The organism is Calothrix anomala FACHB-343, from assembly GCF_014696435.1.
Lineage (GTDB): Bacteria > Cyanobacteriota > Cyanobacteriia > Cyanobacteriales > Nostocaceae > Aulosira > Aulosira anomala_A.
Genome location: NZ_JACJQG010000007.1, coordinates 104,618 through 125,881, shown reverse-complemented (window position 1 = coordinate 125,881; position 21,264 = coordinate 104,618). Strand labels below are relative to the sequence as shown.

The window sequence follows — 21,264 nt, the reverse complement described above, 5'->3', positions numbered from 1 at the left end:
AGTCTTCTGCTTGCTGCCTCACTTCGACTTGCTACCCTGCGGTTTCTCCAAAAGAGTACGGTTGCTCTCAACAACTCATACTCAGTTGTCACCCAGGGTATTCGAGGTATTACCATCTGCCTACTGCCTTCTTGCACTATTATGTATGACGAAGAAGACCTAAGCCTACTCGATCTCGATGTCGAGCTAGAAAGTCCCCTAGATCGCATGGAGCCACTAACTGCTGAAGCAGAAGTGGTAAAACCCGATCCAGAGGTGATGCTAGCTCTGTTAGAAAATCCCCAACCGCAGCAACGAATGCTAGCGGCGCGTGCTTTTTGTGACCTAGAAGACAAACGCGCTATTCCCCATCTCATCGGGCTGTTAACCGATACATGTCCTTTAGTGCGGGTAAGTGCAGCCTACGCCATAGGACGCAACCCCAGTCAGGATGCGGTAGAGCCGTTAATTACTCAACTCAACCGCGACTGGAACGGCTATGTGCGTAAAGGTATAGTATGGGCTTTAGGAAATTGCCGCGATCGCCGTTCATTAGCACCCCTAGCTGACGCTTTAAGAACCGATATTTCCGCCGTGCGATTATGGGCTGCTAGTGCTTTAGCACAAATGGCAGAAGTCAATTATGAATCAGTTGTAGGAGCCATACCACCACTAATTGAAGCTTTAGTCAAAGATCCTATAGCTGCTGTACGTAGTAACAGCGCTTGGGCTATTGGGCAATTATGCCGCGAACTACCATCTAATGTAATTTATGCCTCAGCAATTGATGCTTTAATTGAAGCCTTTGCTGAAGATCAAGACTTAGGTGTCAGAGAAGACGCTAAAGCCTCCTTATTAGGTGTAGGCGATCCTCGCGGTTTGCAGTTGATCGAAACCTTAGAACAAGAAGGATTATTCTAGTTATCAGAAAAATGGGTCTAAAACCCCGTCCTTGTAGGACGGCTTTGTGAGATAATTTTAATAGGTTGTTGACCGTGAGAACGATGAGGAAACAGGTTAAACGTCCTACTCCGTGATCTCAAAATTCCTAGCAGTCAATGGTATTCAAGTAAATCCAAACTGTAAGGACGAAAAAAAGAAATAAACTACCGTAGGGCATACGGAAAGTTACGCTTGTGGGATTGACTCGTTAAGAGGCTTGCCCCTAAAGGGTGTAGTCGAGTCAGACATGATCGTGTAAGACCAAGATCAACATTGTTGGTGGAGGCAGTGATCAGCCCAAGAATCACCGCCCTAAAAGTGCGGTGAGTTGTCAATGCTTGGACTAATTTTAATCAGCACGTACTCAGTACGGAAGTGTTGCCAAATTTAAGATAAACTCTTGAACCACATCTTAGCCTTGCACTATCTCGGTGCAAGGCTATTAGTTTATCGGCAAAAATGAGTATTTATTCATAGAATAGTTAATTATTAAAAAATAATTAAAAAAACTGCATATTGCTTCTTTTAAGTGCTGATAGATAAATGCTTCAGTAAAAGCATTGGCACAGTCATCAACTGACTACTCAGCTACAACAGGATTACAGTATGCTTCAATACACAGAAAAGCCCTGCTTTGTTTGCAAGAAGATGATTCGTTACCGCATGGAAGTAGAGATAACAGCAAATGGTACCAGTAAAATTTATTGGCAACCAATTGATGTCACCCCAGATCAACCAGATATCAATAAATGTCCCATATGTCGTCGCCAAGTTTCTAGAATCTTCGGTTATTCGATCAAAGCTTGTTTAGGGCTGAGTTAAATGCGCAAATAACAATTTTATCGTAAATAAAAGGGTTTAAGACCCCTGCGTCTATACGTAGTATCATTTTCAGTCGGGGTTTAAATCCCCGACTGAAAATGTCTTTAATTTTGAATTTTGAATTGTTAATCAGTGGGTACTGTCAACAAAGGCTGATACAGTAGACCTTTGCGGTATAAGGCAATACCCACTTTTAGACAAAACTCGATCCTTTGTGGATAAAGTTTTGTCTGAAAGTTCTTAACCTTCCTTAACTTGCAAGCCCGCCTGAACTAAGTCAAAATTGTCGGGAAAATGGGTATTGCGATCGCAATCTGCTTTGTCAAACTTTGCTCCTGTTATATCCGCAGAGCGCAGATTCGCCGAAAATAATAACGCTCCTCGTAAATCAGTATCTTGGAGATTCGCCTGACTCAAATCGGCAAAGCTCAAGTCAGAACCTCTCAGGTTCGCACCACTCAAGTTAGCTTGGCTCAAGTCAGCATAGCTTAAGTCAGAACCTTTGAGGTCAGCACCTTGTAAATTAGCATCACTCAATTCTGCCCTACTAAAGCTACGGTGTCCTAATGCGTAGCCTTCTAAGATACCAGCTACAGTATTAATGGGTTGTTGCGTATTTTTTTCAGTCATTTCCTCACGAGTTCCTCAAATTTATTTCCTAGTTTTAAAAATATAGCGAGCGGTACAGTTGCATAAAAAATTTTTAGGAGGGTTAACTCATACTACGAAGATGATATCCCATAGCACATAAAATTATGCATAGAAAATATTTCTATAACTTATACACGCTCAACAAATTCTTGGCGTCCTTGGCATCCTGGTGCTTAGATAAATTAAGCTTTTTGCTAATTTATGCTTAAGTTATAATTTTATGCTTATACCCAACTGTCACATTTTTTCTAATTTTGATTAACTTCTAGCTTCATTCAGTTACGCAGAGGTTAACCCTAATAAAAAATACCCCAGTAAGAAATATTTGATGGCTCTGATAGCTAACAAGAAAGAGCCATAACTTCCCATTAGCTTTTATAGCAGATTAAAACTTTGTAGGTTTGGTATTACCCATCGAAATAATTAATATTTATTAAATAAGTAAATCGGTGTGAATAAACCAAACTATATAGATTTTCGTACCTAAACCCCAACCCGATCAATCTATCTATCAAATTTTCTGCCTAAAGAACAACCCCACAGTTATGTGAGGTTGCTGGATACATTCAAGTTCAGTTTTTGTAAGTAAAGGCCGGAGCTAGGACTTTTTCTAACCTTCTTGTATCTTATAGTACCGTAATAGTTATTACCTTAGACCTTGCAATCAGCCAGTTTGTAATGTGTCCAATAGGGTGAGTGTATTTGCTGAACTAGGAAGAAGCAGTTGAGCTTTTAATGGCGTAATTTTCTACAGGGACTGTGGCAATTTCCGGTTCAACGACTGTTAAATGTTGCTCTAAAATTTCTAAATTACGAATATTAGATTTATAGAAAGCGTCAAACAAATCACCTACCAAAGGCACAGTACCAACAACCGCCTCTAAACCTACATTAAATATCATTTTCGCTAAATCTCGGTGTGGTAGACCAAAGCGTGTGGCTAAAAATATGATGTAAGCTGAAAACCCTGTACTAATTAAATCACCTGCACCAGGAATCAACCCAATAATCGGGTCTATTCCTATACGAAAACCTATACCAGGAATGCGTATAGATGTATCCATCAGGCGACTGAGTTTGCGGATGCGGTTGAGAGTAGCAAGGCGTTTAGCTGCGTCCATAATTTACGATATTTCTACTACTCTTAGATTGCCCTAATTGAGTCTGACTTGTCCTGTATCACGAGAAATAACTGTTGACTGATGAATGTTGACTGATGACAACTGTACGGGCGGGTTCACAAATATCCTCACTGAGCAACGATTATTCTCAATAAACCCGCCCCTACTGACTGTTGACTGTTGACTGTTGACTATTTCAATTGCCAATTCTATGTTGTTGGCTATTTGTTACTACCTGTGATTTCGTCGTACTTGGCACGTACAGCTTGTATATCTTGCCACATGAGCCATTTTGGACTATTTACTTCTCTGGAAGGGTTACGCAGTAGATAGGAAGGGTGGAAAATTGGCATACACAAACGCCCTTGCCACTCGATCCACTGCCCGCGAATTTTCGTAATCCCGCGTTTATCACCAGTTAAACCTTTAACAGCAGTGGCACCAGTTAACAGAATAATTTTTGGATCTACCAGGCGAATTTGTTCTAATAAATAAGGCAAACAAGCTGTCATTTCTTCAGTAGTCGGAACCCGATTCTCTGGTGGGCGGCATTTGTTGATGTTACAAATGTATACATCATGCTCTGTACTGAGATGAACAGATGCTAAAATTTTCTCTAATAACTGCCCAGATTTGCCGACAAAGGGTAAACCTGTTTCGTCTTCATTTTGACCTGGTGCTTCCCCAACAACCATAATCTGTGCTTTGAGGTTTCCACGCCCTACGACTGCATGAGTACGGTTGTCTCCTAATCCACAACGGCGGCACTGATTGCAGTGTTGTGCCAACTCAGTCATGTCGGAATATGTATTAGAAGGTATGGGAATTTTGGCGTCTGTAGGAATTAGGTTTTTTTGGTTAAAGCTGGATTCGTCAAATAGACTGAGTTGGGTTTCGTTGCTCATGACAATCTGAACTTGGGGGTAAGTCGCGCCTGTGAAATTTGCGGGCAATATTTACCAAACCTTTATTGTATCAGTTGTCTGTGTTGAAAATAGGGGCTAGGGGCTAGGGGAGAGAGATGTGAGATTGTTTGGAGAGCCAGAATTATTCTGGTTCCATTGTTTGATATTGCATGGCTTTGGCATAATCGCCTAAGGCGTAACAAGCAAGTTTGAGACTAGCGAGTGCTTGTTCTTGACTGCGAATGTCTTTTAGGGCTTTGGCTAAATATAAACGTTGTTCGTGATAGGCGATCGCTTTGTTATAATCGCCTAAAGCCTCACAAGCTACTCCTAAACTTCCTAAAGACTGTTCTTCACTGCGCTTGTCTTGAAGTTCTCTGGCTACTTGCAATCGTTCTTCGTAATAAATCATGGCTTTGGCATAATCGCTTAAAGCATAGCAAGCATTACCTAGATTTTTCAGGACATGTACAGCACTACGCAGATTTTTCAAAGAACGGCATAAGACTACACACTTTTCATAATATGCGATCGCTTTTGTGTAATCATCTAATGCATACCATGCATTACCTAAATTTTTGAGTACTTGTTCCTCACCCCAACGATCTTGCAGTTCTTGAACAATTGTTAAACTCTGTTCTTGATAATTAATCGCCTGTTCCAAGTTACCTAAGGCTTTATACAATAAACCCAGATTATTTAAAGCTGCGACTTGACTACGCTTGTCTGACTGTTGCTGAGTAATTTGCAAACTTTCTTCTAAAAACTTAATAGCTTGTTCATAATTGTTGATGTGACGGTAAGAATTTCCTAAATGGGAAAGCACTTGTATCCGCAAGGATATATCTGATTCTTCTCCCATCAAGGATAAACATTGTTGACAATAGGAAATAGTTTTTTGGTAGTCTCCTACTGTATAAGCTATTAATGCTAATAAAGATAATACCTGTTCTTGTCTAGGAGAATGGCCTGCGGCTTGAAATAGCACAAAAGATGCTTCTAAAGTCTTAATTGCTGCGGTTAAATCACCAGCTTTTTGCTGTTTTACTCCTTGTCGCAGTAGTTGAGATGCTTCTGATAACTGATGGTTACTTTCTTCGTAAAGAGTAATATCTTCTGGCGAAGCTTGGTCAAAATCATGGGTAATGGTGTTTTGCTGCTTTAATTTCCCGGATTTTTTGGGAATATTTAAAGGATCTTTTTTCTGAAAGTCAGGATTCCATCCGCCTGTAGACATCGACCAAGTCCTATTAAGTTCGCTGATATGTCTAGTATGCCCAAAATAGTCAGTAAATCTTCACTCAGTCTAATTTTCTACGAATTCGTCCGTAAAATTACATTTTCACCCCTAAATTGTTGTAACTAAACGAAGTTTTTCTCTCACCTCCATTAAAATTATTCCCAACATATTTTTACCACTACCATCAGCACCACAACCCCAGTAAAAATCTATCGGGGAGTTTTCAATAATTTCTTCATTACCTGTAGAAAGTAAAATTTCTCTAATATCTGTATGGGTAGTAAATTTTTGCAGTACAGCTTTTCTCATCACATCATCTTTAACTTGTTCCCAATCCTTTCTGAGAGGACGACTGCGTTCGCGACCCATTTTTGCTGCTTCTTTAGGGCTTTTAACTAACCGGATTTGTTCTACATGGTCAGTACCAATAAATTTTTGTGCTTGAAAATAATGCTCGCTAGTAAACCAATACAAGCCATCTAATTCAAAACCGTGGCGTGAAAAGTTGGAAAAACAACCATATTCTTCGCCAACAGTATAAAAATAAATTGTCATATTTTTTAATAGTAGTAATAAACTGAAAGGACAGTATTATATTTATATTTGAGCCAATGTTATTGATCGCCTATTAGAGACTTCCAAATAAAAAAATATTCTAATCATTAACTTACCACATCCGCAACTCGTAGGGGCGGGGTTACCCCGCCCCTACAATTTGGCATAATTTATTTTTTGGAGTTCCCTTAATTGTTGATAAAAAAATATTAATAACTGCTAATATTTGGTTATTTAATAACAAAAATTGACGAAATTTAGAGTCAGTTTGACACATTTTTGGGAGAGTGCATAGCCTGAAATCAATAGGGTAAAGCTGATTTTTACGTTCTCTGTTCGCTCCCAGCTAATTCTTTTGGTTCGTAGTGACGACATCCCTGACAAGGCCCATCGGGGTTGACAGCGCAACGGATATAGCCGGATCTAGCATTGAATTTGCAGCTGATGTCACCAACTAAGTAACCAACCCCTTCTAAATAATAGCGTTCCCCAGAGAGGCTGCCGCCAGTATCGCCTTCAATAGACCTGATATTTTGTCTAACCCGCATCCCTGAGACATTCATGGCTGCTTGTCTCATTCTTAAACGTGTCCGCAAATGAGTTTTGCGGATTACCCACAGGGAGAACAGGGAAGGTAAGAAACCAATGGCGATTACCAAAAGAGTCCTTAACATTTTTTCCTTGACTGTTTGATTTGCTGATTTATTACCCCTGATATTGCACTAGGATTGTTTTTCTAAGTGCAGCTATTAGGTAGTTTCGCCTTTGTGCTTTGACAGTAAATTTGCCAACTACAAAGGCTCGTGGTGCTAGAGACTTTAAACAAGAATTATCTATTACCACTGTAAAACAGCATAACTTTTACAGTTTATCGGTTGGGCGATAGTTATGATTTCGGATCTTTAAGATTTGTCAATGGTCAATGGTCAGTGGTAATGTTAGTGCGATCGCTCTTCTTTAATTTTGCTATGCTGACGTAGTTGCTGTGCTAGCTGTGCTGCTTGTCTTTCGGCTTTAAAGATATCTACTTTTTGCATTGTAAAGATAAATGACCGATCTTGCTTCTGGATTACCCAAGGAACGCTAATTGGTAAATACTCGCAAATGCTTTTGTATGGCTTACCTTTTTCTTGGAGTTTGCTAGCGGTTGTCTTGAACTCTAAAATCATTGCTTCTAACTGTGCAGCCATTTGATTGATGCGTTGTGCTTGCACTAGTAAAGCATCGGTCTCATTATCTTGATTATCCTCTGGCAGTTGCAATGGCGCGATCGCTCTTGTGGCTAACGCAGTTGATATAGTTTTTGTCTGTAATAGCGCAATTTCGTGCAAATCAGCTTTGGTGTTGTTGTCTGCGTAAGGTTTCATGGTGTTGCTGATGATGGGTAACTGGCGTTGAAGGTATTTTAGCAGCATTTAGTACATTTGTACTAAATGCGTGCGGATTCGTGATGGCTTTTGAGAAAACCGAGGGGAAATCTAATTTCCTAGATAAAAAAATGTAATAAATTTTACATAAGTATATTTATTGAAAAACTAAGTTTAGGAGCAGGTAATACCAATTCAAAATTCAAAATTCAAAATTCAAAATTCAAAATTAAGAAAGCCATATGTAGCAAGGGTTTTTGAGATTGGATCTGTTGCTGCATTTTGGAGAATTGGTATAAGGTATGAGGAATTACTAATTACAGGTAGTTTTAGGAGAAATTGCTCTAGGTAAAAAATTTAGTTAAATTTCTATATTGAGATTAATAAAAATATTAACGAATGATTCGCAGCTAGTTGTACCAGAAATAGCAATTAATTTTGAATAATTAATCGCGAATTATTTGATAATTTCTGCGCCATTTCTCTAAATTTTCAATAGTGACTGATTTAGTGACTACGTTGACGCCATTACCCCGCCAATCTACTTCTGGATCTGTGGTAAATACGCCACATTCTAATTGCTCATTTCTAATATGCCAATATTCACTAAATCGGCTTTTTAAAGTAATAACTTGTTCAAAAACTTTATTTCTATGCTTGTTCCTGCGTTTTCTTTCTGTTGCTCCTGTTGCTTCTGTGTCTATAAATTTAGTTTCAATCAAAAGTATATTACCCCGATTTGTTAGGTAAACGAAATCACATTTACCCAAATCTGTATAATCTGCAATTGGCGATTTTTCAAATAGCAGTAATTCAGTACATGAAGGAAATAAGGTTTTGATATTTAAAAATAAATAGGCTTGCAATAGCAGTTCCTTGTCATAGGGAAAGACAATCACTCCTTCAAAAAATTTTTTGATATCCTCATACGTTTGGGGTTGAACTCTTTTACAATATGAGACAAATTTATGTAGATCATTGACGATCATCAAATCCTAGCTCCTTCCCCTGACTATTGCCTAAATGGCATAGCATCAAAAGATACCACTTAATTAGGGAAGTATCATCCGCATAAGTAAGGAAAAAACCAACTACAGGGGCTTTTGTCTCCGGCTATATACTGTTGACGTTGTAGTAAATGTTATGTCAAGCTCGTTCAGCAAATATAAGTAATGACAAGTCAACGGTCAACGGTCAACAGTCAACAGTCAACAGTCAACAGTCAACAGTCCTGACAATGGATTGTGTAATTTAAAAGGAGAATAGCTGACTTTAACTACCTGTTAGCGGTTTAATATGTGCTGGGAATCTAGCATTTTGCAGAGCGATCACGGTACTGAGAGAATCTTGTACCCAAAATTGACGACCAAATCGGACAAGTTGTCGAGAATTTCCATCTTTAACTACGCCAATTACAGGGATTTTCGCTTTATCTTTGTCTCCTGATTGTTCTTTTAAAACGCTTCTTAAACGATCGCGTTCTTCAATATTGACTGCTTGAGAAGGAGTGAGTTCTACCATCACCATTTTGACAGTATCAACTACTTCCGCATCTTCCACAATCAATTGTGTTTGGTCTTCGCGGCGATCTACTTTTCCCCAAATAATTAATCTCGCATCAACTACGAGTAGAGAACTAATCCGTTCGTAGGTTTTGGGAAAAACTACTGCTTCTGATTGAGTAGTTAAATCTTCGATTTGTAAAATAGCCATTGGATCGCCTTTTTTGGTCATCACTTTTTTCACATTATTGAGCATGACAACCGCACAAAGCAGTGTATCTTCCCTTTGTTCGCCAAGCTGAGAAAGATTAATTGGCGCGAGTACTGAAGATGGTTGTTTAAGAGCTTTCAGGGGATGATCTGACACATAAAACCCCAAAAGTTCTTTTTCCATTTGTAATTTTTTCTGTGGTGGAAAATCTTCCACAGCTTGAGCTTTCGGTGCAATTTCAAAAGCATTATTCGCTTTTTTCTCACTACCAGCAGAAAACCCGCCTAACAAGTCAAAAATACTACCTTGACCGCTAGATCTGTCTTTAGCGCGAGATTGTGCCCAATCATACACTAGTGGTAAGTCTTGAGTTAGCTGGTGACGGTTAGATTGGATTTTGTCGAAAGCACCGCAAGATATCAGGGATTCCAAAGTCCGCTTGTTAACAGCACGTAAATCAATGCGATCGCAAAAATCACCTAAAGATTTAAACTCACCACCTTCCTCTCTGGCTTCTAAAATAGAAGCGATCGCATTTTGTCCCACATTGCGCACCGCCGAAAAACCGAATAATATTTTGTTGCCTGCTGGTGTAAAATCTACCCCAGAGCGATTAATATCTGGCGGCTCAATTTGAATGTTCATACTGATACAAGTAGCGATATATTTTTGCACCTTGTCAGTATCGCCACTATTAGCCGTCAACAAAGCGGCCATATATTCTAAAGGATAATTAGCTTTTAAATATGCTGTTTGATAAGTTACATAACCGTAAGCAGTAGAGTGAGATTTATTAAAACAATTAGAAGCAATAAAACCATTTTCAATCGCAAAATTATGGTCTTGCTCTACGCCAATATCGTAAACATTTTGTACGCCTAAAGATTTACGTGTAACTATTTTGACCATAAAATTAATATCTTCAGTAAATTTATGAGATGGAGTAAACAGCGATCGCGCTTATTAGCTAGGTAATGACAATAATATAAAATCTATTGCACAGTTTAGGGGCTAGGAGCTAGATAGAGCAGGGGGGCAGGGAGCAGGGAGCAGGGGAGACAAGGGAAGGGGGACAAGGAGGACAAATGACTGTTGACTATTGACTATTGACTATTGACTATTGACCAATGTCCAATGCCCCATGCCCAATGCCCCATGCCCAATGCCCAATTCCCAATCATAATGTACTAAAATCAATGACTTGAGACACAAAGGAAGCAATCATGGCATTCATCCGCGAGTTGCACGAACAATTAATTAAAAAAGAACGTTCTGCTGTTGAAATTACCCAAGAAGCTTTAGACCGCATCCAAGCTTTAGAACCGAAATTGCACAGTTTCTTGTGTGTAACTGCACAACAGGCGTTAGACCAGGCTCGTGCGGTGGATGCAAAAATCGCAGCTGGTGAAGAAATTGGACTGTTAGCAGGGATTCCTATCGGGATTAAAGACAATCTTTGTACTAAAGGTATTACCACTACCTGCGCTTCCCGGATTTTAGAAAATTTTGTACCGCCTTATGAATCAACAGTAACGCAAAAGCTGGCTGATGCTGGGGCGGTGATGGTGGGTAAAACCAACTTGGATGAGTTTGCTATGGGTAGTTCCACAGAAAACTCAGCTTACCAAGTGACAGCGAATCCTTGGGATTTATCGCGGGTTCCTGGCGGTTCTTCTGGCGGTTCGGCTGCGGCTGTGGCGGCTGATGAATGCGTTGTCGCCTTGGGTTCGGATACTGGTGGATCAATTCGCCAACCGGCTTCGTTTTGCGGTGTAGTTGGCTTAAAACCTACTTATGGCTTGGTTTCGCGTTATGGTTTGGTGGCTTACGCTTCTTCTTTGGATCAAATCGGGCCGTTTGGGCGGACAGTAGAAGATGCGGCGATATTATTAAGTGCGATCGCAGGTTACGATCCTAAAGACTCCACTAGCTTAAAAGTGGAAATTCCCGATTATGCTGCTACCTTAAAGCCAGACCTGAAAGCCAGAAAAAAAATCCGCATCGGAATTATCAAAGAAACCTTTGGTGAAGGCTTAGACTCGGTAGTAGAACAAGCAGTTACTAAAGCCATCGAACAATTACAACATTTGGGTGCAGAAATTCATGTAGTTTCCTGCGCTAACTTCCGCTACGGCTTACCTAGCTATTACATCATCGCCCCATCAGAAGCATCAGCTAACCTCGCTCGTTATGATGGTGTGAAGTATGGCTTACGGGTTCCTGAAGCTGATAATTTGCTGTCAATGTACACTCGTACCCGCGCTACAGGTTTTGGTTCCGAAGTCAAGCGGCGGATTATGATTGGCACTTATGCCTTGTCTGCTGGTTATTATGACGCTTACTATCTCAAGGCGCAAAAAGTCCGGACTTTAATTAAGCAAGACTTTGAAAAAGCTTTTGAACAAGTTGATGTCTTAGTTTGTCCTACCGCACCCACGACAGCATTTAAAGCCGGGGAAAAAACAACCGACCCCTTGAGCATGTATTTAACCGACTTAATGACAATTCCGGTTAACCTTGCCGGTTTACCAGGCTTAAGTGTACCCTGTGGATTTGACGAGCAAGGGCTACCTATTGGCTTACAGCTAATTGGTAAAGTATTGCGAGAAGACCAATTATTCCAAGTCGCTTATGCTTATGAGCAATCAACTAATTGGCACATTCGTCAACCAGAGATAGGATAATGATGGGCATTGGGCATTGGGCATTGGGCATTGGGCATTGGGCATTGGGCATTGGGCATTGGGCATTGGGCAGAGACGCGATGAATCGCGTCTGTACAATTCTTATCTGTTCCCCCTTGTCCTCCTTGTCCCCCTTGTCCTCCTTACAACACGGTTTACTTAAATAGGGAAGTGTTGTAAATTATTGTATATAATAGTACTAATAATTCAAGCTCATAAAGTTTTTCTGTTTGGGTTTATCCTAGCTGGGCAATTACCAGTTAGGATATTTTTTTATGTTTACAGATAGTAGTAATTTTACTTATTTAGGTGCATGAACATAGACAAGCTGCAACTACCATTAGATTTGTTATTCAAGGTGCTACTGTGTTTTGGGGTGATTGTTGCGATCGCATATTTTGCTCTATGTTTATTTCTGTTTATTCAACAAACTCGGTTTATCTTCTTTCCTTCTCCTACCCTAGAAAATACACCAGAGCTATTTAATATTACATATCAAGAAGTTTGGTTACCAGTGCCAGTGCGCTCAGGTAATGTAGAACATATCCACGGCTGGTGGATTGGAGATAAACACCCCCAAGGGAAAGTACTGTTGTATCTGCACGGTAACGGTATCAACATTGGTGCAAATCTTAACCATGCTTACCGATTTTATCAACTAGGATTTTCTGTACTTTTAATTGATTATCGGGGTTATGGGTTGAGTGGAGGCGGTTTTCCTAACGAAAACAGAGTCTATCAAGATGCGACTATAGCTTGGAATTACTTGGTACAGCAACTCAAGATAGCACCAAGAGACATTCTGATTTATGGACATTCCTTGGGGGGTGCTATAGCTATTGATTTAGCTGTCAAACAGCCACAAGCAGCAGGGTTAATAGTGGAAAGTTCTTTTACTTCCATTCGCGAAGTCATAGCCCATCGGAACATGTTCAGAATGTTCCCCGTCAATTTAATTCTGACACAGCGATTTGAATCAATTAAAAAAGTACCAAAGTTAAAAATACCAGTGTTATTTATACATGGTACAGAAGATTCAGTTGTACCGTCTTTCATGAGCCAAAAATTATATGCAGTTGCGCCCGAACCCAAAAACTTAATTTTGTTTCCTAGTGGCGGACATAACAATGTTGCAGATTTAGCTCGCGAGCAATATCTGCAATGGATAAATGATTTTATGCAACAAATTTACACACACCATAAATAAATTGAAAATGGGCATTGGGCATTGGGCATTGGGCATTGGATTAGGGACTAGAGGCTAGTGAATCGGATCTGAGAAGAAACATAATTAATAATGACTATTGACTGTTGACTGTTGACTATTGACTGTTGACTGTTGACTGTTGACTATTGACTGTTGACTATTGACTATTGACTGTTGACTATTGACTATTGACTGTTGACTATTGACTATTGACTATTGACTCTTAAGATAGATTTTCTCGTGAATAACTGACTAATAAAAATAATCCGGAACAGTTAGCAAATAAAAGAAGAAATTATACAGGTAGAACTACTATTTGCTCCAGTACTGGAAAGATTTAAATTATGACTATGGCACCTGTATATTTAGTCACTATTCCCGGCAATGCTCCTCTGGAAATTTCTCAAGAAGAATTGCGATCGCTCCTTGGTGAAATTGAAGCAAAACTGCATCGCAGTAAGGTTTATCGTCATGCTTTAGTCACCTTACAGCAGATGCTAGGTTCATCCGCAGAGCAAGCAAAAATTTTATTTAAAGCTGTCAGTAGAGAGGCTATTGGTTTAGCATTTCAACAATTTGCAACACATCATCAACAAGTTAAAAATATCAATCCCCAGATAGATGCTAATAGTGATTACCCTGGTAATCAAATAGCAGAATCTAGTAACTCATCAACAAATTTAACAAGTATAAATTCTCACGCTCAAGAACCTGTTAATCATACTAGTGAGAATAATTTACCATTACCAGCAGATACATCTATAGATTCAACCACAAAACCAACATCTAAATTGACAAAAACTACTTGGAAGCGGTGGTTAAATCATAATCAAAAAGCATCTAAAGTTGAAACAAACAAGCTAAGTGTAAATGAAGAGTATGAATTAAAATTGCGTCAAATTGGTCAACAATTTCAGCAAGCTAGAGAATTAAAAGGATGGTCTTTAATTGAACTTAAAGAACATACTCATGTACCCCTTCATCACATGGATGCATTAGAAAAAGGAAATATAGATTTATTACCAGCAGATGTTTTTGTCCGTGGTTTTATTAAAGTAATTGGTAATGTTTTAGGGCTAAATGGTACGGATTTAGCAGCGTCTTTACCCCAACCGGAAACAGTAAAATCACAAACAGCTTTACCGACTTGGTGTCAAGCACAAAAAGCTAGTGGTGGCTTTGGGATGGAACTTCGCCCCATGCATTTATATTTAGGTTATACGGCTTTTGTTGCTGGAGCCGTGGGAGGATTGTCTTTAGTATATCAACCAATAAACTCTGAGAAAACGCTGAATGTTGATGCAGATAATAAACCAGCTTCAACTTTACCCCAATCAACCCAGAATAAGAAAAGCACTGCTAAACCAGGAATTAAATCGACAAACACTAGCGTGATTGTAGGGCCAAATATTTCCCCACCAGAAGCGCTGTAGTAGCATGGCAAGGCTGAAATATTGCAATATAGCTGTAGGTTGGGCTTACCGTGTGTAAACCCAACATTTCCAGGGCTTTGTTGGGTTACCCTACGGGAAGCCCTTCGGGTGACGCTCCTTCTCCCAAGGGGAGACGCTACGCGAACGTCGCTACCGCTTCGCTAACGGCAGTTGCTACCCTTCGGGAACGCTTTCAGCGAACAAGTCGGGGAACCCGCCCAACGCACTGCCTCACCGCTCCGCGTCTACGTTCCTCAACCCAACCTACGCAGTTTATGATCTTTAGCGCTAACTAAACTGTATTGAATTATGAGCCTGTATTTTTTACTATTTTTTAATGTTTTTTGGTAATAAAATATGTAAACGATCGCACTTTTACAAATTGACAATAAAGGCGATCGCACTTTGATAGTCATACCTCTAATGGTAGACTATGACGCTTTTGGTTGATACCAAAGAATCAGTTGTAATTTTTCACAGTAAGCACCCCAATCACTGATTTCTTGCTCGTTTTCAGCTATCCAATCATAAATTTGTGCTGCTTTTGCTAAAGCTATTTTTTCGGAACGATAAAGTTTAGGGCTAGGACAAAAGGCTTTACCATTGATGTGTATAGCTGCAATGTGCCAATAGTCGCTACCTTCACCATCTGGGATAACTTCGATAAATCCATCACTGTAAGGTTCAATTATACCGATGTTCATCTGCCAATTAATTGCACTCCAAAAATATTTATCCTACAGTTGCAATTGCCTAGCTGCTATCCTACTCTTTAGTTAATTTAGTCAGCAGTCAAACAGGTAGCAAATTAGATAAAGTCTTTGGTAGCTGCACAGAATTGTCAGTAATTCTTTAGGTATAATTCTCAATGGCTAATTTTGTTCACTATGGACAAAAACTTATTAGCAAAAATAGTCTTTGTTGCAGATACAATCGCTAAAAAATGGTTTTATGATAATGAGCATCAATAATTAGCTATGACTAGAGTAATAATAGGAGCTTGATATGTTTAGCGCTCTAATCTTCTTTGTGGGTTACGCCGCTATTTCTACTTTCTTTATTTCTGCGGTTGAGTAACTAGATACAAACTTCCATATTTAATTGTGTATGAGATGAAGCGATTTTAGTTAAACATCGCTTCTTGGCGGCGAAATACAAATAAATTACCTGTTGCGCCTCTGCCAACTCTGATTTGTGAATCTAAGTAGGAAGTTGTCCACAGCGCTTCTTTTCGCATAGATTGCAGCACCGGAATTTTTAATGCTGGTAAACTCCAGTTGGAGATTCCTAAAAGCTTTGTGGCTTGTACGGAAAACGCCCCAAAACTTACCTTAGCATCCCTTTCTTCTCGATCCCATCTCCAGACGCCGTCAGCTTGCAAGCGCCATTCTCCCAGCAATGGGAGATCGAACTCAGCACAGTTGGCGGCGAAAATTTGATTGGTTTGGCTTGCAACTAATGTTTGCCAGACGCGCTTAATTTTAACTCTTGCGCCAATTCCTCTGAGGGATACTAGCCTGCGCGTGACTACTGTACCGCGAGAAGCATAAATTAATTCCCAGTCACCAGCTAGGGTGGAAAGACGATCTATGCTCAGTGGGCGATCGCATGGATTGATATTCTCTAATTGTTGCACGAGGCGATCGCATGTTTCATCTGTTGAGGGAAATATGCTTTGCTGTAAGCCTAACTCGCCAATGCGTTGCAGGAGTTCATTTTTTAAGCTCAATCTCGTTGCTTCTGCGTTCATATTTCTGATAAGTGCCTCTTATGAATGCTATTAGTCTTTAACTGTCAAGGCTAGTTGACACATCGTTACAATTTTGTTAATTTTGTTTACATAAGTTAATAAATAAAACAATACAGCAAAAAGTTATTGCTTTAGCTATTAGCGGAAATTTTTCATTTTGATTTCGGTATCGGTATCTCCCATCGTTATTTGGTTTTCTCCCCCTTTCCTCAGCAGTTAAGCTGAGGTTTTTTTTGGCTTTTAGGTTTTAGGGAACTCTAAAAAATAAATTATTCTGTTTAAGTTGTTGACGGTTGACTGTTGACTGTTGACGGTTGACGGTTGACGGTTGACTGTTGACTGTTGACTGTTGACTGTTGACTTTTGACTGTTGACTGTTGACTGTTGACTGTGAACACAGTTTTCTCCCCTGCCCCCTGCCCCCTTGCCAAAAATCTCTAGGTTGGCAATTTGGGAATTAACTGTGCGATCGCTTTAAGTAACAGCTGTGGCTCGATGGGTTTGGGGATATGTCGCTGAAAACCTGCGGCAATCGCTTGTTTTTGGTCGATTTCGCCAGCATAGGCAGTTAAGGCGATCGCGGGAATATTCCCTCCCTGTTCTGGTGGTAAGGCGCGAATTTGTTGCGCGAGCATATAACCATCGATTTGTGGCATTCCAATGTCACTAATTAAGATATCAGGTAGCGATCGCCTTAAAGCTGTCAAGGCTTCCACAGCAGAGGCAGCTGTATATACAGTGGCTCCAGCTTGTTGTAAGAGTGTAGCTACAAAGTCTCTGCTATCGGTATCATCATCTACTACTAAGACTTGAATGCCGCTCAAATCAATTGCTGTTTCCGATAAACGAGGATGTATATTTACAGTTGATTGGCTAGACATCAGGGGTAACCTGACTGTAAATGTCGCCCCCAAGTTTTCACCAGCACTGTCAGCTTCCACTGTACCGCCATGCAATTCTATTAAGTGACGGACGATGGCTAACCCTAAGCCTAATCCGCCAAATTTGCGGGTGGTTGCGCCATCTTCTTGACGAAAATAGTCAAATACATAAGGTAGAAATTCCGGACTGATGCCTTTACCGTTATCTTTGACTTGGATTTGGGCAAAATTATCTACCTGTTGCAAACATACTTCTACTTTCCCCTTTGGGGGGCTAAACTTAACGGCATTTGTGAGTAAATTCCAGATAATTTGTTGAATTCTGGCGGAATCGCCAGATACGGTACCAACATAATTATCTAGCTGGGTGTAAATTTGGATATCTTTGGCGGTGGCTGCTAAACGTACCGTTTCAATCGCGGCTTCAATAGTTGAGCCTAGATGAACGGGATGAATATTTAATACTAACTTGCCCCGTAAAATCCGCGATACATCCAACAGATCCTCAATTAGTTGGGCTTGTAATTTGGCATTGCGTTCGATTGTCGCTAAACCTTGGGCTGTTTTCTCTGGGGTGAATTTTTGAGTTTGCAGGAGTTTTGCCCAACCGAGAATCGGGTTGAGGGGCGATCGCAATTCGTGGGATAACACAGCTAAAAACTCGTCTTTTATGCGGTTAGCGGCTTGAGCTTCTTCCCGTGACGCATCGGCGGCGGCTCTGGCTCGCTGTTCGGCTGCATATAAGCGGGCGTTTTCCACAGCGATCGCGGCCATTTGCGCTAATTGCACTAAAATCGCTTCATCGTTATATGTAAACTCACCCTCACATTTATCTGATAGCTGAATTAAGCCGATATTTTGCCCATCGCGCCCTATCAAGGGAACCGCCAACCAACCCCGCAACGGCGGATGATTGTTTGCTTGATTACCGAATGCTTTCCATTGTGGGTGCGCTTCTAGTTCGGCTTGAGTTAAGCGCATCGGGCGATTAGTGCGGCACACATAGGCATAAATCCCCGATCCATTGGGTTGTTCATCATAATCTCGCCAAGCTGCATACTTATCTGAAAGGTAGATTGCATTGATTGACTGTTCCCAGTTTTGACCAACTATCATGCTGGTAACAGACTGGTGCGCACCAATAATTGCTGCTGCTTGGTTGTTAATTATTTGTAATAATTCTTCTACAGACAGGGCAGAATTGATTGCTAATGCGGCTTGATTCAATCCCTGTAATTGGTTGATATAGTGGCGTTCGCGAGCAATTAGGCGTTCTCGTTCTTGTTCAGCTTCGATGCGAGCAGTGATATCAATACTTAAACCATACCAAGCTTGAATTTGTCCATGAGCGTCGCGGCGTGGTAAAGCGCGAAAAGCGTGCCAGCGATATTTCCCATCATAACGACGATAGCGGACTTCACCTTCGTAGGTTTCGCCAGTTTTTTGACAGCGTTCCCAATAAGATAAAATTCGCACTGCATCCTCTGGGTGCATTGCGGTTGTCCAACCGTAGCCTACGGCTTGTGTCTGGGTTTGTCCAGTGAATTCATACCAGCGATCGTTAAAAAACAGATTTTCGCCATTGGGCGAACAAACCCAGACTAAAGCAGGTGCGGCGTTAGCAATGGTACGAAATTCTTCTTCACTCCGCCGCAGATTTTCTTCGGTGTGAGCGCGTTCGATTCTGTGCCAAATGCGCCCAGTCAGTTCTTGGATTAGCTCAATTTCGTCTGTGCGCCAGGATGAGCTTGGGTGACGCTGACAAATTAGGAGAAATGTTAGCTTTTTATCCCTAATATAAGGAGCAATTAGCTTTGAGCGTACTTGGTTGGTAACAACTTCCCCGGATTGGAGATTTTCTATCTGGCTGTTGCTCAAATCATCAGCTAACCTGTATTCTTTGGCTGCATCTTCCCCATAAATTACTCGCCCGCGATCGCCTGTTTCGTTTATTTCTAAGCATGTTAGCTGAGATAAATCGAAGTAAACAGCTATTTTATCGGTAATATTCGCTAATATATTATCTATATTTCCAGATCTAGCTAAATAGCGGCTGATTTCCGTCAAAAATTCCGCATTGCGTTCTCGCCGTTTGCGATCGCTAATTTCTAACAGCACGCCAATTGAGCGCACTGCATTGCCGTTTTGGTCGTAAGTAAAACTTCCCAAAGCCGTCATCCAGGCAATTTGCTGATTATCTGCCCGAATTAATCGGTATTCTGTACGGTAGAGCCTTTTTTCTTGTCGAGACTCCTGCCATTCTTGCAGCACTCGCTCTAAATCATCAGGATGAATGCGACTATACCACATAGCTTCAGTCGCTTCCCCGGTGGCTGTTGGTTCATAACCCAACATCTGAAAAAGTAATTCTGACCAAATAGCTTTTTCTGTCAGCAGATTAACATCCCATGTGCCAATTTGCGCCGATTCTATAGCCAATCTTAGCCTTTCTTCACTCTTGCGCAAGTCAATTTCGGCTTGCTTGAGTTCAGAAATATCAACTGCTGCACAGGTAATTCCCGGAAGCCTGTTTTCTGACTGGGGTAAAGGCTCTACTGTTAAATCGTAATAATAATTTTTCCCATCCTTGGTAATTTGAATTTCTTCCCGCGCACCGATACCAGTTTCTAAAACTCGCTGTTTAATTGCTGTTAACGCTTCTGCTTCTTTTGGCGCTAAGAAATCGCGATCGCATTTACCCAGCATTTCCTCTAGCTCGTACAGCACCGGGTTATAAATCCAAGTATATTTTAATTCTCTATCTTGGTTAAATATCGTAATTGGCGTATTTTGCAATGCTACGCGCAACCTTTCTTCAGCGTCCCGCAATGCTTGTTCTGTTTGTTTACGTTCGGTGATGTCATTAAAAAAAATTGCTACCCCATCTTCTAACTTCACCGTCATATTACGGAACCAACCGCAAATACCATCAGCATCATAGAATAATTCCAAATCCTGCGGTTCTCCAGTTTCTACCACGCCCACATAGTGGTTAAACAATTCGCTATTTAGGCGATTACCGGGAAGCACTTCTAGTAAACGGTTACCCAGGAGATATTCCACCGAATGTTGGAGAATCTCCGCCGCTTTGGGGTTAACATAAGTCCAAACAAAATCGACAATCGCTCCAGTTTCATCCCGCACTGCATCGAGAATCGTAAATGCATCTAAAGACAGTTCTTGGCTGATTCGCAGTCGTTCTTCGCTACGACGCAGTGCTGCTTCGATTTGCTTGCGCTCGGTGATATCATGAATCACAGCCACAGTACGCAGCCCTCGCCCTTGGGTATCGCGGATGACATTAGCAGTCGCCAACACCCAAACGATAGTACCATCTTTACGTATATAGCGTTTTTCTGAATGATAGTCGGGAGCTGCGCCAGATAAAAAGTCCATGGATCGTTGGCGATCGCGATCGCGATCTTCAGGATGATTGATATCATCAACAGTCATCCTCAGCAATTCTGACTCCGAGTAGCCTGTAATTTGAGAAAAAGCTGCATTTAACCGCAAAAATCGCCCGCTAACTATATCTACCTGCGCTATACCCACATGGGTGAGGTTAAAAATAGCGCTTAAATCTTCCTCATGTTCATCCTTAACTCGTGCTGCTCGTTGGCGATCGCGGCGTTCTTTACCTAATTGTAATGCCCTCTGCACAGCAGGCACTAACCGTTCTAAGCGTTGCTTGAGTACATAATCGGTTGCACCTTGTTGCAGCGCTGCGATCGCCAATTCTTCCCCCAAACTGCCAGAAATAAAGATAAATGGCACATCAGGACGTAAATTACAGGCAATTTCTAGGGCTGGCGATAATGCATAATCTGCCAAAATCAAGTCAAATTCATCAGCAGAAAGCGCTGTCTCAAAATCACTGTAACTTCCCACCCGCAGCAGTTGATAATCTAGATCGCTATGCACCAGCATTTCTTGAATGATAGTTGCATCCTGTAAATTGTCTGCGAGTAAAAGAAATCGCAGTGTCATGATTTTTCCTCCTGTGGGAATCGAGGT

At 40.8% G+C, this 21,264-nt stretch carries 17 protein-coding genes; 5 read left to right on the top strand and 12 right to left on the bottom strand.

The features are described from left to right. The first annotated feature begins 141 nt into the window (after positions 1-141). Complete coding sequence (locus H6G08_RS05650) at positions 142-900, top strand: HEAT repeat domain-containing protein (protein ID WP_190539497.1); 759 nt, start codon at positions 142-144, stop codon at positions 898-900. A 627-nt stretch (positions 901-1,527) separates the two neighbouring features. Then, the gene (locus H6G08_RS05645) at positions 1,528-1,743 is read left to right on the top strand and encodes a hypothetical protein (RefSeq protein ID WP_190539496.1); all 216 of its coding nucleotides are present in this window, start codon (positions 1,528-1,530) and stop codon (positions 1,741-1,743) included. A gap of 240 nt (positions 1,744-1,983) precedes the next feature. Here H6G08_RS05645 and H6G08_RS05640 read toward each other — a convergent pair whose 3' ends face one another. The 9 genes from H6G08_RS05640 to H6G08_RS05600 form a co-directional block, all read right to left on the bottom strand. Next, positions 1,984-2,373 (bottom strand): Alr5209 family pentapeptide repeat protein, encoded by a 390-nt coding sequence (locus H6G08_RS05640; RefSeq protein WP_190539494.1) that lies wholly within the window; start codon positions 2,371-2,373, stop codon positions 1,984-1,986. Between the two features lie 731 nt (positions 2,374-3,104). Further along, a complete protein-coding gene (locus H6G08_RS05635; protein ID WP_190539492.1) occupies positions 3,105-3,515 on the bottom strand; it encodes a DUF4112 domain-containing protein in 411 nt (136 codons plus the stop codon). A 221-nt stretch (positions 3,516-3,736) separates the two neighbouring features. Beyond that, positions 3,737-4,420 carry a uracil-DNA glycosylase gene (locus H6G08_RS05630; RefSeq protein ID WP_190539490.1) on the bottom strand — a complete coding sequence of 228 codons (684 nt, stop codon included), beginning with the start codon at positions 4,418-4,420 and terminating at the stop codon, positions 3,737-3,739. A gap of 142 nt (positions 4,421-4,562) precedes the next feature. Continuing rightward, the gene (locus tag H6G08_RS05625; protein ID WP_190539489.1) at positions 4,563-5,657 is read right to left on the bottom strand and encodes a tetratricopeptide repeat protein; all 1,095 of its coding nucleotides are present in this window, start codon (positions 5,655-5,657) and stop codon (positions 4,563-4,565) included. Positions 5,658-5,768: 111 nt separating this feature from the next. After that, entirely contained in the window at positions 5,769-6,215 is a 447-nt protein-coding gene (ybiA, locus tag H6G08_RS05620) for a riboflavin biosynthesis intermediates N-glycosidase (protein ID WP_190539487.1), read from the bottom strand. A 323-nt stretch (positions 6,216-6,538) separates the two neighbouring features. Beyond that, entirely contained in the window at positions 6,539-6,889 is a 351-nt protein-coding gene (locus tag H6G08_RS05615; RefSeq protein WP_190539485.1) for a DUF6464 family protein, read from the bottom strand. Positions 6,890-7,153: 264 nt separating this feature from the next. Beyond that, positions 7,154-7,582, bottom strand: coding sequence for a hypothetical protein (locus tag H6G08_RS05610; protein ID WP_190539483.1), 429 nt, complete (start codon positions 7,580-7,582; stop codon positions 7,154-7,156). Between the two features lie 446 nt (positions 7,583-8,028). Next, positions 8,029-8,571, bottom strand: coding sequence for a hypothetical protein (locus tag H6G08_RS05605; RefSeq protein ID WP_190539572.1), 543 nt, complete (start codon positions 8,569-8,571; stop codon positions 8,029-8,031). 283 nt (positions 8,572-8,854) lie between these two features. Then, complete coding sequence (locus H6G08_RS05600) at positions 8,855-10,204, bottom strand: helix-hairpin-helix domain-containing protein (RefSeq protein ID WP_190539480.1); 1,350 nt, start codon at positions 10,202-10,204, stop codon at positions 8,855-8,857. A gap of 314 nt (positions 10,205-10,518) precedes the next feature. On the opposite strand from H6G08_RS05600, the gene gatA reads away from it, so the two are divergent. From gatA to H6G08_RS05585, 3 genes are all read left to right on the top strand, one after another. Continuing rightward, the gene (gene gatA / locus H6G08_RS05595; RefSeq protein ID WP_190539478.1) at positions 10,519-11,979 is read left to right on the top strand and encodes an Asp-tRNA(Asn)/Glu-tRNA(Gln) amidotransferase subunit GatA; all 1,461 of its coding nucleotides are present in this window, start codon (positions 10,519-10,521) and stop codon (positions 11,977-11,979) included. Between the two features lie 313 nt (positions 11,980-12,292). Beyond that, the gene (locus H6G08_RS05590; protein ID WP_190539476.1) at positions 12,293-13,186 is read left to right on the top strand and encodes an alpha/beta hydrolase; all 894 of its coding nucleotides are present in this window, start codon (positions 12,293-12,295) and stop codon (positions 13,184-13,186) included. A 344-nt stretch (positions 13,187-13,530) separates the two neighbouring features. After that, positions 13,531-14,619 (top strand): helix-turn-helix domain-containing protein, encoded by a 1,089-nt coding sequence (locus H6G08_RS05585; RefSeq protein ID WP_190539474.1) that lies wholly within the window; start codon positions 13,531-13,533, stop codon positions 14,617-14,619. Between the two features lie 431 nt (positions 14,620-15,050). Here H6G08_RS05585 and H6G08_RS05580 read toward each other — a convergent pair whose 3' ends face one another. The 3 genes from H6G08_RS05580 to H6G08_RS05570 all read right to left on the bottom strand — a co-directional run bounded on the left by H6G08_RS05580 (position 15,051) and on the right by H6G08_RS05570 (position 21,237). Continuing rightward, on the bottom strand, positions 15,051-15,323 hold the full coding sequence (locus tag H6G08_RS05580; RefSeq protein ID WP_190539472.1) for a hypothetical protein: 273 nt from the start codon (positions 15,321-15,323) through the stop codon (positions 15,051-15,053). A 419-nt stretch (positions 15,324-15,742) separates the two neighbouring features. Then, the gene (locus H6G08_RS05575) at positions 15,743-16,369 is read right to left on the bottom strand and encodes a PAP/fibrillin family protein (RefSeq protein WP_190539470.1); all 627 of its coding nucleotides are present in this window, start codon (positions 16,367-16,369) and stop codon (positions 15,743-15,745) included. A 437-nt stretch (positions 16,370-16,806) separates the two neighbouring features. Next, positions 16,807-21,237, bottom strand: coding sequence for a PAS domain S-box protein (locus H6G08_RS05570; protein WP_190539468.1), 4,431 nt, complete (start codon positions 21,235-21,237; stop codon positions 16,807-16,809). Positions 21,238-21,264 lie beyond the last annotated feature (27 nt).